The organism is Streptomyces prunicolor (assembly GCF_045162825.1).
GTDB classification, from domain to species: Bacteria; Actinomycetota; Actinomycetes; order Streptomycetales; family Streptomycetaceae; genus Streptomyces; species Streptomyces prunicolor.
In genome coordinates this window covers 4,019,124-4,034,305 of sequence record NZ_CP108676.1, presented here as the reverse complement: position 1 = coordinate 4,034,305, position 15,182 = coordinate 4,019,124, and the positions used below count along the sequence as shown (strand labels likewise).

Genomic DNA, 15,182 nt, shown 5'->3' with positions numbered 1-15,182 from the left:
CCCCGTGACCCCGGTCACCCCGGAGCGGACGTGCGGCCCCTCGGTCGTACGTTCGCTCCTTTTGCTCCTGAGTGTCGATTACGTTTCGACAAATGAAGGTGGCGGGTGTTGACGCATGACCAGACATAGGACTGTTATTACGCCACCGTGTTTGGTCGCGTTGGTTTCTGGTCGGTTACGAAGACCTGGGGCGTGGCGCATTCCGGCCGAACCCTGTCCGTCAGGAGCCGTTCATGCCCGACTTCTCTCTCCCCGCCGCCAGTCGCCGCTCCGTCCTGCGCGGCATAGGTGGCGCTGCCGTGCTCGGCGCCGGCATACCCCTGCTGAGCGCCTGCGGCAGCAGCGGCAGCTCGTCCGACCCGAAGACCGTCTCCCTCGGCTCCAACCAGTCCGACGCGGTGCCGAAGAAGGCCTACGCGAGCATGTACACGGCCTTCACGAAGCAGTCCGGCGTCACCGTCAAGGTCAACACGAAGGACCACAACACCTTCCAGGAGCAGATCAACTCCTACCTCCAGGGCACGCCGGACGACGTGTTCAACTGGTTCGCCGGGTACCGCATGCAGTTCTTCGCGGCCAAGAAGCTCGCCTCGCCCATCGACGACGTGTGGGCGAAGATCGGGGACAACTTCCCCGACGCGATGAAGAAGCTCAGCAAGGGCGAGGACGGCAAGTACTACTTCGTGCCGCTGACCACGTACCCGTGGGCGGTCTTCTACCGCAAGAGCGTCTTCACGGCGAAGGGCTACACCGTCCCCACCACCTGGGACGAACTGGTCGCCCTGTGCAAGAAGATGAAGAGCGACGGCCTGGTCCCGATCGCCTTCGGCGACAAGGACGCCTGGCCGGCGATGGGCACCTTCGACCAGATCAACTTCCGCCTCAACGGCTACGACTTCCACAAGTCCCTGATGGCAGGCAAGGAGGCGTGGACCGACCCGAAGGTCAAGGCGGTCTTCGACCACTGGGCCGAGCTCCTCCCGTACCACCAGGACGGCTTCATGGGCCGCACCTGGCAGGACGCCGCCCAGGGCCTGGTGGCGAAGAAGTCCGGCATGTACGTCCTGGGCTCCTTCGTGGCGCAGCAGTTCACCAAGCAGGCCGACCTCGACGACCTCGACTTCTTCCCCTTCCCGGAGATCAACTCCGCGTACGGCCAGGACACCGTCGAGGCGCCCACCGACGGCTTCATGGTCAGCAAGTCCCCGAAGAACCACGACGGTGTCGTCAAGCTCCTGGAGTACCTGGGCAGCCCGGCGGCCGAGGAGCTCTACCTCAAGACCGACCCGAGCGTGGTGGCCGCCTCCAGCAAGGCCTCCACCGCCGCGTACTCGCCGCTGCAGAAGAAGGCGTACGATATGATCGGCGCCGCCAAGAGCCTCACCCAGTTCATGGACCGCGACTCCCGTCCGGACTTCACCTCGACGGTGATGCAGCCCGGCCTGCAGAAGTTCCTCCAGAACCCCAAGGGCGTCGACAGTCTGCTGTCCTCGATCGAGCGCCAGAAGAAGACGATCTTCGCCTCCTCATGATCTCCGAGACGACTACGACGAGCCCGGAGGCGGACGCCGTTCCGCCTCCGGGCCCCGCGCCCGAGAACAAGCGGGTCCCGCAGGGCGCCAAGCGCCTGCTGACCCGCCGTGACCGCATCACGCTCGCCTTCATGGCGGGCGTGCCGACGGTCCTGCACGTGGCCCTGGTCTGGGTCACCGCCCTCGCCTCGATCGCCCTGGCCTTCACCAGCTGGGACGGCATCGGCTTCGACTCCATCAAGTGGGTCGGGCTGGACAACTTCCGTCAGTTGTTCACCGACAACCCGCAGTTCTGGCCCGCCCTCGAGCACAACGTCATCTGGTTCGTCGTGCTCATCCTGCTGCCGACGCCCTTCGGCCTGTTCCTGGCCGTCCAGTTGGACAAGAACATCCGCTTCAGCCGCGTCTACCAGACCGCGTTCTTCCTGCCGGTCGTGATGTCGCTGGCGGTCACCGGATTCGTCTGGCAGCTGATCTACAACCCCGACACCGGCCTGATCAACAGCCTCATCGGGGCCAACAAGCCCGGCCACTACATCGACTGGATCGGCGACCCCAAGCTCAACCTGTGGGCCGTCCTGATCGCCGCGTCCTGGCGGCACGCCGGCTACATGATGATCCTGTACCTGGCCGGCCTGAAGGGCGTGGACCCATCGCTGAGGGAAGCTTCGGCCCTGGACGGCGCGAACGAGTGGCAGACGTTCAAGAACGTCATCTTCCCGACCCTGCGCCCCACCAACACGGTCGTCCTGGTCGTCACGATCATCGAGTCGCTGCGCGCCTTCGACCTGGTGTGGGTCTTCAACAAGGGCGCCCAGGGCACCGAGTTGCTGTCGATCCTGATCACCAACAACATCGTCGGTGAGTCCAGCCGGATCGGCTACGGGTCGGCGATCGCCGTCGTCCTGCTGGTCATCTCCCTCGTGGTCATCATCCCGTACCTGATCGCGACCTTCCGGAAGGAGCGGCGCGCATGACCACCCCCACCGCCGCGCTCGGCGTGAAGCAGCGCACCCCGCTGCGCCCGGCCCGGGTCCTGCTGCACACGTTCCTCGTCGTCACCTCGCTGGCCTGGCTCGCCCCGCTGCTGTGGGCGGTCTACGCGGCCCTGCGCCCGTACTCGGAGACCAGCGACAAGGGCTACGTCTCCTGGCCGGACACGCTGAACTTCGACAACTTCAAGAACGCGTTCCAGCAGTCCGACATGATCCACTACTTCGTCAACACACTGATCATCGCGGTCCCGGCCGTGCTGCTCACGCTGCTGCTGGCGTCGATGGTCGCGTTCTACGTCAGCCGCTTCGACTTCCGGCTCAACATCGCCCTGCTGCTGGTCTTCACGGCCGGCAACCTGCTGCCCCAGCAGGTCATCATCACCCCGCTGTACCGCCTGTACCTGCTGATCGACCTGCCCGGCATCACGATGAGCGGCAAGCTCTACGACTCCGCGCTCGGCCTGGTCCTCATCCACGTGGCGTTCCAATCGGGCTTCTGCGCCTTCGTGTTGAGCAACTACATGCGGATGCTGCCGCACGAACTGACCGAGGCCGCGCTGGTCGACGGGGCGTCGGTGTGGCGGATGTACTGGCAGATCGTGCTGCCCCTGTGCAAACCGGCGATGGCGGCCCTGGCCACCCTGCTCTCCATCTGGATCTACAACGACTTCTTCTGGGCGATCGTGCTGATCTCGACCGGCGAGAACATGCCGATCACCTCCGCCCTGAACAACCTCTCCGGCCAGTACTTCACCGACCCCAACCTGGTCGCGGCCGGCGCCCTGCTCACCGCGATCCCGACCCTGGTCGTGTACTTCGCGCTCCAGCGCCAGTTCGTCAGCGGTCTCACACTGGGCGCCAACAAGGGCTGACACCCTTCCAGTTGAGCCCGTTGTGACAGCCGGTCCGATCAAGTAACGTCCTCCGACGTGAACACCGGACCGGCGCTACCACGCCACACACGGATCGGCCATCCGGTGGAGGGCTGACCGCACGGTGGGTGCGGAGCACGCACCCCCTCGGTTCGGCACGCGGACCCCCGGCACTCGCGTATCGCGAGTCCCATTCCCGTGTCGAACCACAGCGAGGTCATCCGCATGACAGCCACGTTCAACCACACCATCATCGCCGCCAAGGACCGCAACGAATCGGCTCGCTTCTTCCGGGAGTTGCTGGAACTCTCCGAAGCGCCGTCCTGGGGCCCGTTCACGAACATCCAGCTCACCGACGGAGTGCTCCTGCAGTTCGCCGAGCCACCGGTGGAGATCCAGATGCAGCACTACGCGTTCCTGCTCGACGACGAGTTGTTCGACCGCGCCTACCGGCGGCTGTGTGACCGCGACATCGAGCACTGGGCCGATCCGCAGATGCGCCGCGCGGGCGAGATCAACGACGAACACGGCGGCCGAGGCGTGTACTTCAAGGACCCCGCCGGCCACGCGATCGAGCTGATCACCCGCCCGTATCTGTAACCGGGCGCGGACCTGGTCGGGTGCCCGGAACCCAGCGCCCGACCAGGCGGTCCACCGACTCAGAACCCCCCGGGCCCGCCGAACCCCCCGAACCCACCGGGTCCCCCCGGCCCACCGCCGAACATCCCACCGTGCGGCCCGTGATGGTGGAACCCGTCGAACAGCGCGTCCGCGAGCAACATGCCACCGACCCCGGCGGCACCTGCGACAAGGGCGGTCTTCCACCACGGGGTGCTGTACCAACCCCCGCCCACGGAACGGCCGTTGACGACCCCGCCGGGGTAGTAGTACGGCGTGTTCGTGCCGGGCCGCGCGGAGGAGGTGTACGTCTGCCCACCGACCGTGACCTGTCCGCCGGCACCCTGCGCGGGCAACTCGGGCCCGGGGTCAAGTCCCAGTGCCCCACGGGCGGTACGGATGTGATGCAGCCCCTCGACGGCGGTCTGCGTCACGAGCCCGTACTGCATCGGCGAGTAGGCGACGGCGAGTTGCCCCTCGGCCGCGCGGAGCCGCTCGGTGGCGTCGGCGAGGGCCTGCCGGGCGGCGGTGTTCCCACCGGCGTCCAGCGTCGACAGACTCCCGCCCAGCCGCTCCACCCAGCGGGTGGCCTCGGCGCCGGCGTCGGCGTCGTAGGACTGCGAAGCGGGGCCGGGGCCGGGGCCGTAGCCGCTGGTGCCGAACCGTGAACTCCCGCCGCCCGCTTGCCTCTTGCTGAAGGCGACGGCCCCGCCGACGATCAGGGCCAGCAGCACCAACACGATGAAAAACATGACGTCCTCCCGTCTGCGCCGGGATCGAATCACCCCGTACGTAGAGATCAGACGCCTTGGGGCTGAGAGGCCGCTGCGGGGGATCTGAGGGGCGGCTGTGAATGGCGGCGGGGTCTTTCGTCCTTTGGCCCGACGTCAGCGGCGCAGTGCCCCCACGACACCCTCTACGGCCCTCAACACATCCCCGCCGCGCACGAGTTCGGCGATGTGCTCGATGTCGGCATGGAAGACCCGGTCCTCGTCGACGGCCGGCACGGTTTCCCGGATCCGGGCCCGCAGTGCCTCCGCGGCCGGTGAGGGCGAGAGCGGTGCGAGGAGGTCGAGGGCCTGGGTCGCGCACATCAGCTCGATCGCGAGGACGTAGCCGAGCTTGCGGGCCGCGCGGTAAGCCTTCAGAGCCGCCAAGTAACCGTTGCTGACGGTGTCTTCCTGGTTGGCGGAGGTAGTGACGTTGTCGGCGGAGGCGGGGACGGCCAGGCCGCGCAGTTCCATGGTCAGGGCGGCGGCCGTGTACTGGGCGATCATGTAGCCGCTGTTGAGCCCCGGTTGCTGCCGGACCAGGAAGGCGGGCAGTTCGCTGAAGTTGCTGTTGACCATGCGGTCGGTACGGCGTTCGGAGACCTTGGCCAGCACGGTCATCGCGTTGACCATGGAGTCGGCCTGGATCCCGACGTACGTGCTGTCGCAGTTCGCCCCGCTCAGCGCGACCCCGTCCTCGCCCTCGGGGTGGATGACCGGGTTGTCGCCCACAGAGTGGAGTTCCTCGACGATGACCTCCCGCGCCTGCGCCAGTGCCCGCTTCGCACCACCGTGCATCTGCGGTACGGCACGCAGGGAGAGCGCGTCCTGGAGCCGGTGATCGAGGAACTCGGCGCTGATCGCGCTGGACTCGGTCAGCCGTCGCAGGTTCTCGGCGACGGCGGCCTGCTCGGGGTGTCGCTTCCGCTCCTGGATCCGGGCGTCGTAGGCGCGGACGGTGCCCTTGAGTGCCTGCACCGACAGGCTCGCGGCCACGTCGGCTGTGGTCGCCGCGAGTTCGGCGTCATGGGCGGCCAGGACGGCGATCGCGGTGACCGAGTGCGTCCCGTTCGTCAGCGACAGCCCCTCCTTGCAGGCGAGTCGGGTCGGCCGTTCGCCGATCCGGGCCAACGCCTCGGCACCGGGCAGGAGTTCGCCGCCGTACCAGGCCCGGCCCTCTCCCAGCAGTACGAGCGCCATGTGCGCCTCGGGGGCCAGATAGCCCACGGAACCCTCGCCGGGAACGTGCGGCGTGACCCCGGAGTTGAGCATCCGCCGGATCAGCTCCAGCGTCTCGAACCGGATGCCGGAGAACCCTTCCCCGAGCCCGACCAACTCCATCAACGCGATGGCACGAACCACCTCGACGGGCAACGGCTCCCCGACCGACACGGCGTGCGAGCGCACGATGTTGCGCTGGAGCCGCTCGGCGTCCGCCGGGGCGATGACCTCCGTGACGTTGTCACCGAACCCGGTGGTGACGCCGTAGACGAGGCGGTTCTCGGCGAGGAAGCGCTCCACCAGCGCGCGGGACTTGCGGACCCGGTCGACGTACGCCGCGTCGAACTCGACCCGCGCACCGTGCCGGGCGACCGCGACGAACTGCTCGATGCTGATCGGCTCCGGGCCCAGGGTGACAGCGGTGATCTCAGGGGCGGCCACGGACCTCTCCTCGCGCTTGACGTGTATCCATTCACTTGCGGATCGAATGAATCACTCTATTTAGCGCTTGGCAAGGGCGGTCTCGCCTCATGGATACGGGTCCCCCTCGGTGGCATCGAGGACGGGGCGCGGCACGCCCCCACGGCATACCGCGCCCCGTCCCCCTCACCCCCGTCGGTCAGACCCCCTGCACCCCAGGCAGCACCCCCGTCCGAGCCGCCTCCCCGTACCACCGCGCGCTCGACTTCGGCGTCCGCGCCAGCGTCGCGTAGTCCACGTACACCGCCCCGAACCGCTTCTCGTAGCCGTACGCCCACTCGAAGTTGTCCATGAGCGACCAGAGGTAATAGCCCCGCACATCCGCCCCGTCGGCGATGGCGCGCCGCACCGCCGACAGGTGGCCGTGCAGATACGCGATCCGCTCGGGGTCGTGGACGTTGCCCTCCGGGTCGGGCTTGTCGTCGTAGGCCGCGCCGTTCTCCGTCACGTACAACGGCAGTCCCGGCGCCTCCCTCGTGTACCGCGTGATCAGGTCGTACAGGCCCGTCGGATCGATCGTCCAGCCCATCTCCGTGCGCTCGCCCGGCGTCTGGAGGAACGCCACGTCGTCCGCGCCCGGCCAGGGGGTGTACGCGCTCACGCCGTGACCGTCCGCCCGCGGGCCCGCCGGGGCCGCCTCCGCCGCCTCCACCAGCGTCGGGGTGTAGTAGTTCAACCCCAGTGCGTCCAGCGGCTGGTGAATGAGCGTCAGGTCGCCGTCCTGGACGAACGACCAGTCCGTGACCGACCTCGTCGCCTCGAAGAGGGACTGCGGATACGAGCCGTGCAGCATCGGCCCGTGGAACACCCCGTTGGCCAGGTCGTCGATCTTGCGGGCCGCCGCCATGTCCTCCGGGGACTGCGAAGCGGGCCTGACGACCGATGAGTTGAGGCTCACCGCGACCGAGTTGCGGGCCGGCATCGACGCGCGCAGCGCCGAAGTCGCCAGCCCGTGCGCCAGGTTGAGGTGATGCGCCGCCTTGAGCGAAGCCGCCGCGTCCGTACGGCCCGGCGCGTGCACTCCCGAGCCGTAGCCCAGGAACGCGCTGCACCAGGGCTCGTTGAGCGTGATCCACTGCTCCACACGGTCGCCCAGCGCCTCGCCCATGATCTGCGCGTACTCGGCGAAGCGGTACGCCGTGTCGCGCTCCGGCCAGCCGCCCGCGTCCTCCAACTCCTGCGGCAGATCCCAGTGGTAGAGGGTCAGCGCCGGCTTGATGCCGACCGCCAGCAGCTCGTCCACCAGACGGCGGTAGAAGTCCAGGCCCACCTGGACCGCCGGGCCCCGGCCGGTCGGCTGCACCCGCGGCCAGGAGACCGAGAAGCGGTACGCCGTCAGGCCCAGGTCCGCCATCAGCGCCACGTCGTCGCGGTAGCGGTGGTAGTGGTCGACAGCGATGTCACCGTGCTCACCACCGGCCGTACGGCCCGGCGTATGACTGAACGTGTCCCAGATCGAGGGCGTACGACCGCCCTCCCGCACCGCCCCCTCGATCTGGTAAGCGGAGGTCGCGGCGCCCCAGAGGAAGGCGGAAGGGAAGGTGACAGGTGTAATGGGCTCAGGCATGGAAGCGCTCCCATAGTGGAGGAGGGGGCCGGAGAGACCGGGGCGGCGGTGCCCCGGCTCCCCAACTGACGTAGAAGAGAACCGAGATGAGGAAGGCGGCGAACCGTCAGCCCTTGACCGCGCCCTGCATGATCCCGCCCACGATCTGCTTGCCGAAGAGCAGGAAGGCGATCAGCAGCGGCAGCGTGCCGAGCAGCGCGCCCGCCATGATCACCGACTGGTCGGGGATGTAGCCGGTGCCCAGGGAGTTCAGGGCGACCTGGACGGTCGGGTTCTGCTGGTTGAGGGCGATGATCGGCCAGAGGAAGTCGTTCCAGGCCATCACGAAGGTCAGGAGTCCGAGGACCGCCATGGCCGGGCGGGCCGCCGGGAAGACCACGTGCCACACCACCCGCAGGCTGCTCGCGCCGTCCACTCTCGCCGCCTCGATCAGTTCGGTGGGGAGGGCCTGGACCAGGTACTGGCGCATGAAGAACGTACCGAAGGCACTGACCAGCGTCGGCAGGATGACCGTCTGGAGGTGGTTGGACCAGTGCAGGTCAGCCATCCACAAGTACAGCGGTACGACGGCCAGTTGGGGCGGGATCATCATCGTGCCGATGGTCAGCAGGAGCAGCGTGCTGGAGAACCTGAACTTCAGCTTGGCGAAGGCGAAGCCCGCCAGGGTGGAGAACAGGACCGTGCCGATGGTGATCGAGCCCGCGACGACCGTGGAGTTGAACATCGCGGTGCCCATGCCGGCCTGCTCCCAGGCGGCTTGGAGGTTCTTGAACAGGTTCGCCCCGAACCACAGCGGTGGCGGGGTCTCGGCGAGCCGCTGGTTGTTGCGCGAGGCCGCGATCGCCGTCCACACCAGCGGGGCCAGCGAGACCAGCGCGAGGAGGATGAGGACGGCGTAGGTGAGCGGGCCCCCGTGCATCTGCTTGCCCGCGCCCATGACACGGCGGCGAGGGGCGCGCACCTCCCGTACGGGCACGGCGTCCTGAGGGGCTGTCAGTTCGCTTGTGGTCATTGGGACTTCCTCAGCCGTCGGGTGAACAGCAGGTTGATCGCGGCGACGATCAGCAGGATCAGGAACATCGACCAGGCGATCGCGGACGCCTTGCCGAGGTTGCCGATGATCCAGCCCTGGTCGTACATGTACAGACCGAGCGTCTGGTACTGGTGCTCGGAGCCGCCCTTCGAACCGCTGACCCCACCGAACAGCAGGGGCTCGCCGAAGAGTTGGGTCGCGCCGATGGTGGAGACGACCACTGTGAAGAGGATGGTCGGGCGCAACTGGGGGACCGTCACATGGCGGAACTGCTGCCAGCGGTTCGCGCCGTCGATCGCCGCCGACTCGTACAGGTCGCCCGGGATCGCCTGCATCGCCGCGAGGTAGATCAGCGCGTTGTAACCCGTCCACCGCCAGATCACGATCGACGACACCGCGAACTGCGAACCCCACGTGGATTCACGCCAGTTGATGGCATCCACGCCGACGAAGTGCAGCAGCCAGTTGACCATCCCGCCGTCCCACGAGTACAGCAGCGTGAAGACGAGGGTCGCCGCGGCCACCGAGGTGGCGTACGGGGTGAGCATCACGACCCGCCACACGGTCGAGCCGCGCAGCCGGTAGTTGAGCAGATGCGCGATCCCGATCGCCATCAACAGCTGCGGCACGGTGGAGATCAGCCCGATGGTGAACGTGTTCTTCAGGGCGTTCCAGAAGAAGTCCGAGGACAACAGGTTCCGGTAATTGTCCAGCCCCGCCCACGACTTGTGGTCCAGCGACGACAACTGCACGTTGTGCAGCGAGTACCAGCCCGTGTACAGCAGCGGGATGAGCCCGAAGGCCCCGAAGATGATGAAGAACGGGGAGATGAACGCGTACGGCGCCGCCTTCATGTCCCAGCGGTACAGCCGGCTCCGCCACGAACTCGGGCCGGGAGCCGGCGTACCGCGACCGCCGGCGCCGCGGGCCGCGCCCGGCTTGTCGCCGGGCGCGGCGCCGGAGCCCGGCGCGGGGTGTGCGAGGGCCTGCTTGGAGCTGCTCACTGCCCGAGCACGTCCTTGATCTCCTTGGTGGCGGCGCTCCATCCCTGGGCCGGGGTCTTGCCCTTCTGCTCCACCTGGAGGATGCCGACGTCAGTGATCGCGGTACCGATCGGCTGGTCCTTGATGCCGAAGGTCTGCACCGGGATGGTCTTCGCCGAGTCGGAGAAGATCTGGGTGATCGGCGCGTTCGAGAAGTAGGCCGTCGTGGCGGCGGCCGGCTTCAGGTTCGGGTACGCCGCCGGGGTGGACGGGAAGCTGGCCTGCTTGGCGAAGACCTTCTCCTGCTGCTCCGGTGCGGTCAGCCACTTGGCCAGCGCCACGGCGTCGGCCTGGTGCTTGGACGCCGTGGGAACCCCCAGGAACGAACCGCCCCAGTTGGCCGCGGTCGGCGCCGCCGCCACGTCCCAGTTGCCCTTGCCGGAGTCGCCCGCCTTCTCCTGGATGTAGCCCATCATCCACGCGGGGCAGGCCACCGTCGCGAAGCTCGCGTTGGCGAAGCCCTGGTCCCAGGTCGGGTCGAACTGCTTCAGCTTCGCCGACATGTTGCTGGTCGCCACGTCCATCGCCGCGTTCCAAGCCGCCTTCACACCGGTCGACTTGTCCCAGATGACGTTGCCGTCCTTGTCGTAGTACCGCTGGCTCTCGCCGCCGATGGCCGCGTTGTAGACGGACGACGCGGAGTCCACGAACTTGGTGCCCTTGGGCGCCTTCTTCATGTAGTCCTTGCCGACATCGGCGTACTTCGACCAGTCGCCCTTCCACAGATTGGCGAGCTGCGTGCGATCCGTCGGCAGCCCGGCCTTCTTGAAGAGGTCCTTGCGGTAGCAGATCGCCATCGGGCCGGTGTCGGTGCCGAGGCCTATCTGCTTGCCGTCCTTGGTGGTGGCCTGGGCGTTCTTCCAGGACAGCCACTGGGTCTTGTCGACGTCCTTGCCGAGGTCGACGAACTTGTCGGCCTGCGTCTGCACGGCCTCGGTGATGTTGCCGACCTCGATGGCCTGGATGTCGTCGGTGCCCGCGCCGGCCTGGAGCCGGGTGAGGACCTTCGGCCAGTACACGTCGGTACGGGTGGTGACGTCCTCCTTGATGGTGATGTTCGGGTGGAGCTTCATGTACTCGTCGTACAGACCGGCCTGCTTGTAGCCGAAGACGCCGAAGGTACCGACGGTCAGCGTGGTCTTGCCCTTGGAAGTGCCGCCGCTCGAATTCGACGAGGTGTCGTTCGAGTCGCTGGAGCAGCCGGCCAGCACCCCTGTGGTCAGCGCGGCGACGGCCGCGAGGGCCATCAGCCGATGGGACCGTCGGGTACTCGTGCGCATTGCGTCCTCCTGTTGCCTGACGTGCCGACCCCCCGGCCAACTGCATTGTTGGGCCCGTTAGTTCACGCTGCGGCTCGGGCGGGGAACGTGCGGGATGTGTATGTGTCAGGTACCGTGGGAGCGCTCCCACCGGTGATGTGTTGAAGAGTCGTCGGTTCGCGCGGGGGTGTCAAGGGAGCGGACGCGGAGAGATGCGTTCAGTTATTCGTCTGTTAGCTAACTGTGCGGGAGGCGTGGATCCGGCCGGAGGCGGGGCTCCTCACGCCCCTCTTCCCTGATCAGGACTGTTACATTCCAGGCCAACGGGTGGGTCGACAGGAGGCGGAGCCAATGGCAGGCCACGGAGCGCGGAGCCGGAGTGGCGGCCGGCCGACCCTGGAGGAGGTCGCGGCGCGCGCCGGTGTGGGCCGCGGCACGGTCTCCCGGGTGATCAACGGTTCGCCAAGAGTCAGCGACGCGACCCGAGCGGCGGTCGAGGCGGCGGTGGACGAACTCGGCTACGTCCCCAACACGGCCGCCCGCGCCCTCGCCGCGAACCGCACCGACGCCATCGCCCTCGTCGTCCCCGAGCCGGAGACCCGCTTCTTCGCGGAGCCGTACTTCTCGGACATGCTCAAGGGCGTAGGAGCCGAACTCTCCGAAACCGAGATGCAGTTGCTGCTGATCTTCGCCGGCAGCGACCGCGAACGACAGCGCCTGGCCCAGTACTTGGCGGCACACCGGGTGGACGGCGTCCTCCTGGTCTCGGTCCACGCGGACGACCCACTCCCGGACCTGCTGGCGCAGTTGGAGATTCCCGCGGTGATCAGCGGCCCGCGCTCGGCGGCGGAGACGTTGACGTCCGTCGACTCGGACAACTACGGCGGCGCGCGCTCGGCAGTGGAACACCTCCTCTCCCGAGGCCGCACCCGCATCGCGCACATCACCGGCCGCCTCGACGTGTACGGCGCCCAACGCCGCGTGGACGGCTACCGCGAGGCGCTCCTCGACGCGGGCCACGCGGTGGACGAACACCTCATCCAGCTGGGCGACTTCACGGAGGAGGGCGGTCGGCGCGCGATGAAGGAACTGCTGGCCCGCCGCCCCGACGTGGACGCGGTCTTCGCCGGCTCGGACGTGATGGCGGCGGGCGCCCGCCAGGTCCTCCGCGAGGAAGGCCGCGTGATCCCCGACGACGTGGCCCTGGTCGGCTACGACGACTCGGCCATCGCCCGCCACATGGACCCCCCGCTCACGAGCGTCCGCCAGCCGATCGAGGAGATGGGCCGCGCGATGATCGACCTGTTGTTGGCCGAGATCGCGGACCGGCGCCCGGCTACGTCCAGGGGGCTGGAGCGCCGACAGGCGGTGCTGGCAACGGAGTTGGTGATGCGGGCGTCGTCGTGAGGGATGGGGTCACCGGGTGCTCGGGTGCTCAGGTGGCTTGGCTTGTTGGTGGCATGCCGGTTCACGCCGAGGGCAGTGACTCCGGTGATCCTGGCGAAACCGGCACCGAGTGCTGTAACCACGCCGTTCGCGTCCTGACGCGGCTGCTCCTGCTCAAGCAGGCGGAACGCGCCGTCGGCTGAGTGGCGGCCCCGTTCACCAAGGCGGTCCCCCTACGCGACAAACCGACCACACCGACCCGCACCGACGCCCAAACTGGCACCCATGACTCCCCACCCCCTCCTGACCGTAGAAGAGATCCCCGCGACCGAGCCCTACCTCCGCACAGTGGGCAAGGTGTTCCGCGTCTTCCGCGAACAGGACTCCGGGTGTGTCTCCTATGGCGTCCAACTCCCGGACAGGGAACGCTGGTTCGTCAAGGAGGCGACAACTGCCCCCGCCCAGGCCTCACTTGACCGTGCCTGGGACTTTCACCGGGCCGTACGGCACCCGGCGATCGTCCCGCAACTGCACCGGATCGCCGTGGCGGACAGCGGCCGTACGGCGGTCGTCACGCCCTGGCGCCACGGGGAGTCCCTCTACGGCCCCGCCCGCGCCCGTTTCCGCGCCCTGCCCCTCGCCTCTGTCCTCCGTGCCGTGGACCGTGTCCTGGACGCACACCTCGCGGTGGAGGCCGCGGGGATGGTGGCCGTGGATCTCTACGACGGCGCGTTCCTCTACGACTTCGGCGCCGACGTCCTCCACCTCATCGACCTCGACGAGTACCGCCCCGGCCCCTTCGTCCTCCAGGAGGACCGACTCCCGGGTTCGGCCCGCTTCATGGCCCCCGAGGAGTGGCACCTCGGCGCCCGCATCGACATCCGTACGACGGTCTACGGCCTCGGCCGTACCGCCCGCCTCCTCCTCGACGCGGGGGACGGCGAGCGCGCCTGGCGGGGTACGGCGGGTCAACTAGCCGTACTGGAAAGGGCCACCCGTGCCGATCCCGCCGAACGGTTCGCGAGCGTACGGGAGTTCACGGACGGGTGGCGCGCTGCCACCTGATCTCGCCGTCCTGCCACTCGTCGGTCGGCGTCAGGCCCGCCGCCGTGGCGACTGCCGCGGATGCCCGGTGGTCCGGGTGGATATGCGCCACGACCGTACGGAAGGCGGGGCGGGCGGTGAGCCAGGACACCAGGCCCTGCGCCGCCTCGCTCGCGAAGCCGCGGCCCTGCCAGGGTGCTCCGACCACCCAGGCGATCTCGGCCTCGGACCCGGTCACGGTGGCTTGGACGGTGCCCGTGAGGTGGGCGTCGGCGCGGAGGCGGAGGACCCAGTTGAGCCAGGAGACCGCCGGGTCCGGGGAGCCGGCGACCAGGCGCTCGTAACGGGTCCCCAGGGCGTCGGGGCTCAGCGGTTCGCCGCCGGTGAAGGTGTGGAGGGCGGGGGAGGACAGGACCGTGGCCATCTCCTCCGCGTGGGCCGCGCTCAGCGGGACGAGATCCAGGCGTGCGGTGCTGATGAGTTCGGTGTCCATTGTGGGCGGGCTCCCGTTGCCGGAGAACGTTGCCGGAAAACGAATCAGCCGGTGACCTCGTTTCCGAAGTCACCGGCTGACTACTCAGGGTGAGTGACGGGACTTGAACCCGCGACTTCCTGGACCACAACCAGGTGCTCTACCAGCTGAGCTACACCCACCATGCCCGGTCGTTCACTCTGAAAGTTTCCGACCGGCCGAGAAAAAGTGTACAGGGTCCGAAGGGGTGCTCGCGCACGGCTTTTACGGGGTGGGCTGGACGTGTTTCGCGGCGATCGTGCGGGCCGTCTCCGAGTCGGGGCCGGGCTGCGGGACGAAGATCGCCTCGCGGTAGTAGCGCAGCTCGGCGATGGACTCGCGGATGTCGGCGAGGGCGCGGTGATTGCCCTTCTTCTCGGGGCTGTTGAAGTACGCCCGCGGGTACCAGCGGCGGGCCAGCTCCTTCACCGAGGAGACGTCCACGATGCGGTAGTGGAGGTACTCCTCCAGGGTCGGCATGTCACGGAGCAGGAAACCGCGGTCGGTGCCGACCGAGTTGCCGCACAGCGGGGCCCTGCCCGGCTCCTTGACGTGCTCCCGGATGTACGCCAGGACCAGCTTCTCGGCGTCGGCCAGCGTCGTACCGCCGGCCAGCTCGTCGAGCAGGCCGGACGCGGTGTGCATCTGGCGTACTACGTCCGGCATCGTCTCCAGCGCCTGGTCCGGCGGGCGGATGACGATGTCCACCCCCTCGCCGAGCACGTTCAGCTCGGAGTCGGTGACGAGGGCGGCCACCTCGATGAGAGCGTCGTCTGACAGCGAGAGGCCGGTCATCTCGCAGTCGATCCACACCATGCGATCGTTCATGTGTCTAACCTTAAGCTGCGCGC

14 protein-coding genes and 1 tRNA gene are annotated in these 15,182 nt (G+C 68.1%); 6 read left to right on the top strand and 9 right to left on the bottom strand.

Features of this window, described 5'->3' with window-relative positions; all coding sequences use genetic code 11:
- Nucleotides 1-233 precede the first annotated feature (233 nt).
- From OG588_RS18095 to OG588_RS18080, 4 genes are all read left to right on the top strand, one after another.
- The gene (locus OG588_RS18095) at nt 234-1,532 is read left to right on the top strand and encodes an ABC transporter substrate-binding protein (protein WP_405948199.1); all 1,299 of its coding nucleotides are present in this window, start codon (nt 234-236) and stop codon (nt 1,530-1,532) included.
- Nucleotides 1,529-2,509, top strand: coding sequence for a carbohydrate ABC transporter permease (locus tag OG588_RS18090; protein WP_405948198.1), 981 nt, complete (start codon nt 1,529-1,531; stop codon nt 2,507-2,509). The genes OG588_RS18095 and OG588_RS18090 overlap by 4 nt, the downstream gene beginning before the upstream one ends.
- Nucleotides 2,506-3,399 carry a carbohydrate ABC transporter permease gene (locus OG588_RS18085; RefSeq protein ID WP_366091326.1) on the top strand — a complete coding sequence of 298 codons (894 nt, stop codon included), beginning with the start codon at nt 2,506-2,508 and terminating at the stop codon, nt 3,397-3,399. The genes OG588_RS18090 and OG588_RS18085 overlap by 4 nt, the downstream gene beginning before the upstream one ends.
- Before the next feature lie 225 nt (nt 3,400-3,624).
- On the top strand, nt 3,625-3,999 hold the full coding sequence (locus tag OG588_RS18080) for a VOC family protein (protein ID WP_405948197.1): 375 nt from the start codon (nt 3,625-3,627) through the stop codon (nt 3,997-3,999).
- Nucleotides 4,000-4,058: 59 nt separating this feature from the next.
- On the opposite strand, the gene OG588_RS18075 is transcribed toward OG588_RS18080, so the two are convergent.
- From OG588_RS18075 to OG588_RS18050, 6 genes are all read right to left on the bottom strand, one after another.
- Nucleotides 4,059-4,769: a hypothetical protein gene (locus OG588_RS18075; protein WP_405948196.1), complete on the bottom strand. Its 711-nt coding sequence runs from the start codon at nt 4,767-4,769 to the stop codon at nt 4,059-4,061.
- A gap of 135 nt (nt 4,770-4,904) precedes the next feature.
- Nucleotides 4,905-6,449 (bottom strand): histidine ammonia-lyase, encoded by a 1,545-nt coding sequence (gene hutH, locus OG588_RS18070; protein WP_405948195.1) that lies wholly within the window; start codon nt 6,447-6,449, stop codon nt 4,905-4,907.
- Nucleotides 6,450-6,627: 178 nt separating this feature from the next.
- The gene (locus tag OG588_RS18065; RefSeq protein WP_405948194.1) at nt 6,628-8,055 is read right to left on the bottom strand and encodes a GH1 family beta-glucosidase; all 1,428 of its coding nucleotides are present in this window, start codon (nt 8,053-8,055) and stop codon (nt 6,628-6,630) included.
- Between the two features lie 106 nt (nt 8,056-8,161).
- On the bottom strand, nt 8,162-9,067 hold the full coding sequence (locus tag OG588_RS18060; RefSeq protein WP_366091336.1) for a carbohydrate ABC transporter permease: 906 nt from the start codon (nt 9,065-9,067) through the stop codon (nt 8,162-8,164).
- Nucleotides 9,064-10,092 (bottom strand): carbohydrate ABC transporter permease, encoded by a 1,029-nt coding sequence (locus OG588_RS18055; RefSeq protein WP_405948193.1) that lies wholly within the window; start codon nt 10,090-10,092, stop codon nt 9,064-9,066. The genes OG588_RS18060 and OG588_RS18055 overlap by 4 nt, the downstream gene beginning before the upstream one ends.
- Nucleotides 10,089-11,411, bottom strand: a complete 1,323-nt coding sequence (locus OG588_RS18050; RefSeq protein WP_405948192.1) for an ABC transporter substrate-binding protein — start codon at nt 11,409-11,411, stop codon at nt 10,089-10,091. Before OG588_RS18050 ends, OG588_RS18055 begins: the two co-directional genes overlap by 4 nt.
- A gap of 330 nt (nt 11,412-11,741) precedes the next feature.
- Here OG588_RS18050 and OG588_RS18045 point away from each other — a divergent pair, with 330 nt between their 5' ends.
- Both OG588_RS18045 and OG588_RS18040 read left to right on the top strand, forming a co-directional pair.
- Nucleotides 11,742-12,797 carry a LacI family DNA-binding transcriptional regulator gene (locus tag OG588_RS18045; RefSeq protein ID WP_405948191.1) on the top strand — a complete coding sequence of 352 codons (1,056 nt, stop codon included), beginning with the start codon at nt 11,742-11,744 and terminating at the stop codon, nt 12,795-12,797.
- Between the two features lie 264 nt (nt 12,798-13,061).
- Entirely contained in the window at nt 13,062-13,841 is a 780-nt protein-coding gene (locus OG588_RS18040; protein WP_405948190.1) for a serine/threonine protein kinase, read from the top strand.
- Here OG588_RS18040 and OG588_RS18035 read toward each other — a convergent pair.
- The 3 genes from OG588_RS18035 to orn form a co-directional block, all read right to left on the bottom strand.
- Nucleotides 13,813-14,313 (bottom strand): GNAT family N-acetyltransferase, encoded by a 501-nt coding sequence (locus OG588_RS18035; RefSeq protein WP_405948189.1) that lies wholly within the window; start codon nt 14,311-14,313, stop codon nt 13,813-13,815. The genes OG588_RS18040 and OG588_RS18035 overlap by 29 nt on opposite strands.
- A gap of 88 nt (nt 14,314-14,401) precedes the next feature.
- Nucleotides 14,402-14,474, bottom strand: a tRNA-His gene (locus OG588_RS18030).
- A gap of 82 nt (nt 14,475-14,556) precedes the next feature.
- Nucleotides 14,557-15,159: an oligoribonuclease gene (gene orn, locus OG588_RS18025; RefSeq protein ID WP_405948188.1), complete on the bottom strand. Its 603-nt coding sequence runs from the start codon at nt 15,157-15,159 to the stop codon at nt 14,557-14,559.
- Nucleotides 15,160-15,182 lie beyond the last annotated feature (23 nt).

Bases quoted from the DNA above. Each gene is read 5' to 3' on its own strand.
- OG588_RS18095 (WP_405948199.1), top strand. From the start codon at position 234: ATGCCCGACTTCTCTCTCCCCGCCGCCAGTCGCCGCTCCGTCCTGCGC.
- OG588_RS18090 (WP_405948198.1), top strand. From the start codon at position 1,529: ATGATCTCCGAGACGACTACGACGAGCCCGGAGGCGGACGCCGTTCCG.
- OG588_RS18085 (WP_366091326.1), top strand. From the start codon at position 2,506: ATGACCACCCCCACCGCCGCGCTCGGCGTGAAGCAGCGCACCCCGCTG.
- OG588_RS18080 (WP_405948197.1), top strand. From the start codon at position 3,625: ATGACAGCCACGTTCAACCACACCATCATCGCCGCCAAGGACCGCAAC.
- OG588_RS18075 (WP_405948196.1), bottom strand. From the start codon at position 4,769: ATGTTTTTCATCGTGTTGGTGCTGCTGGCCCTGATCGTCGGCGGGGCC.
- OG588_RS18065 (WP_405948194.1), bottom strand. From the start codon at position 8,055: ATGCCTGAGCCCATTACACCTGTCACCTTCCCTTCCGCCTTCCTCTGG.
- OG588_RS18060 (WP_366091336.1), bottom strand. From the start codon at position 9,067: ATGACCACAAGCGAACTGACAGCCCCTCAGGACGCCGTGCCCGTACGG.
- OG588_RS18050 (WP_405948192.1), bottom strand. From the start codon at position 11,411: ATGCGCACGAGTACCCGACGGTCCCATCGGCTGATGGCCCTCGCGGCC.
- OG588_RS18045 (WP_405948191.1), top strand. From the start codon at position 11,742: ATGGCAGGCCACGGAGCGCGGAGCCGGAGTGGCGGCCGGCCGACCCTG.
- OG588_RS18040 (WP_405948190.1), top strand. From the start codon at position 13,062: ATGACTCCCCACCCCCTCCTGACCGTAGAAGAGATCCCCGCGACCGAG.
- OG588_RS18035 (WP_405948189.1), bottom strand. From the start codon at position 14,313: ATGGACACCGAACTCATCAGCACCGCACGCCTGGATCTCGTCCCGCTG.
- orn (WP_405948188.1), bottom strand. From the start codon at position 15,159: ATGAACGATCGCATGGTGTGGATCGACTGCGAGATGACCGGCCTCTCG.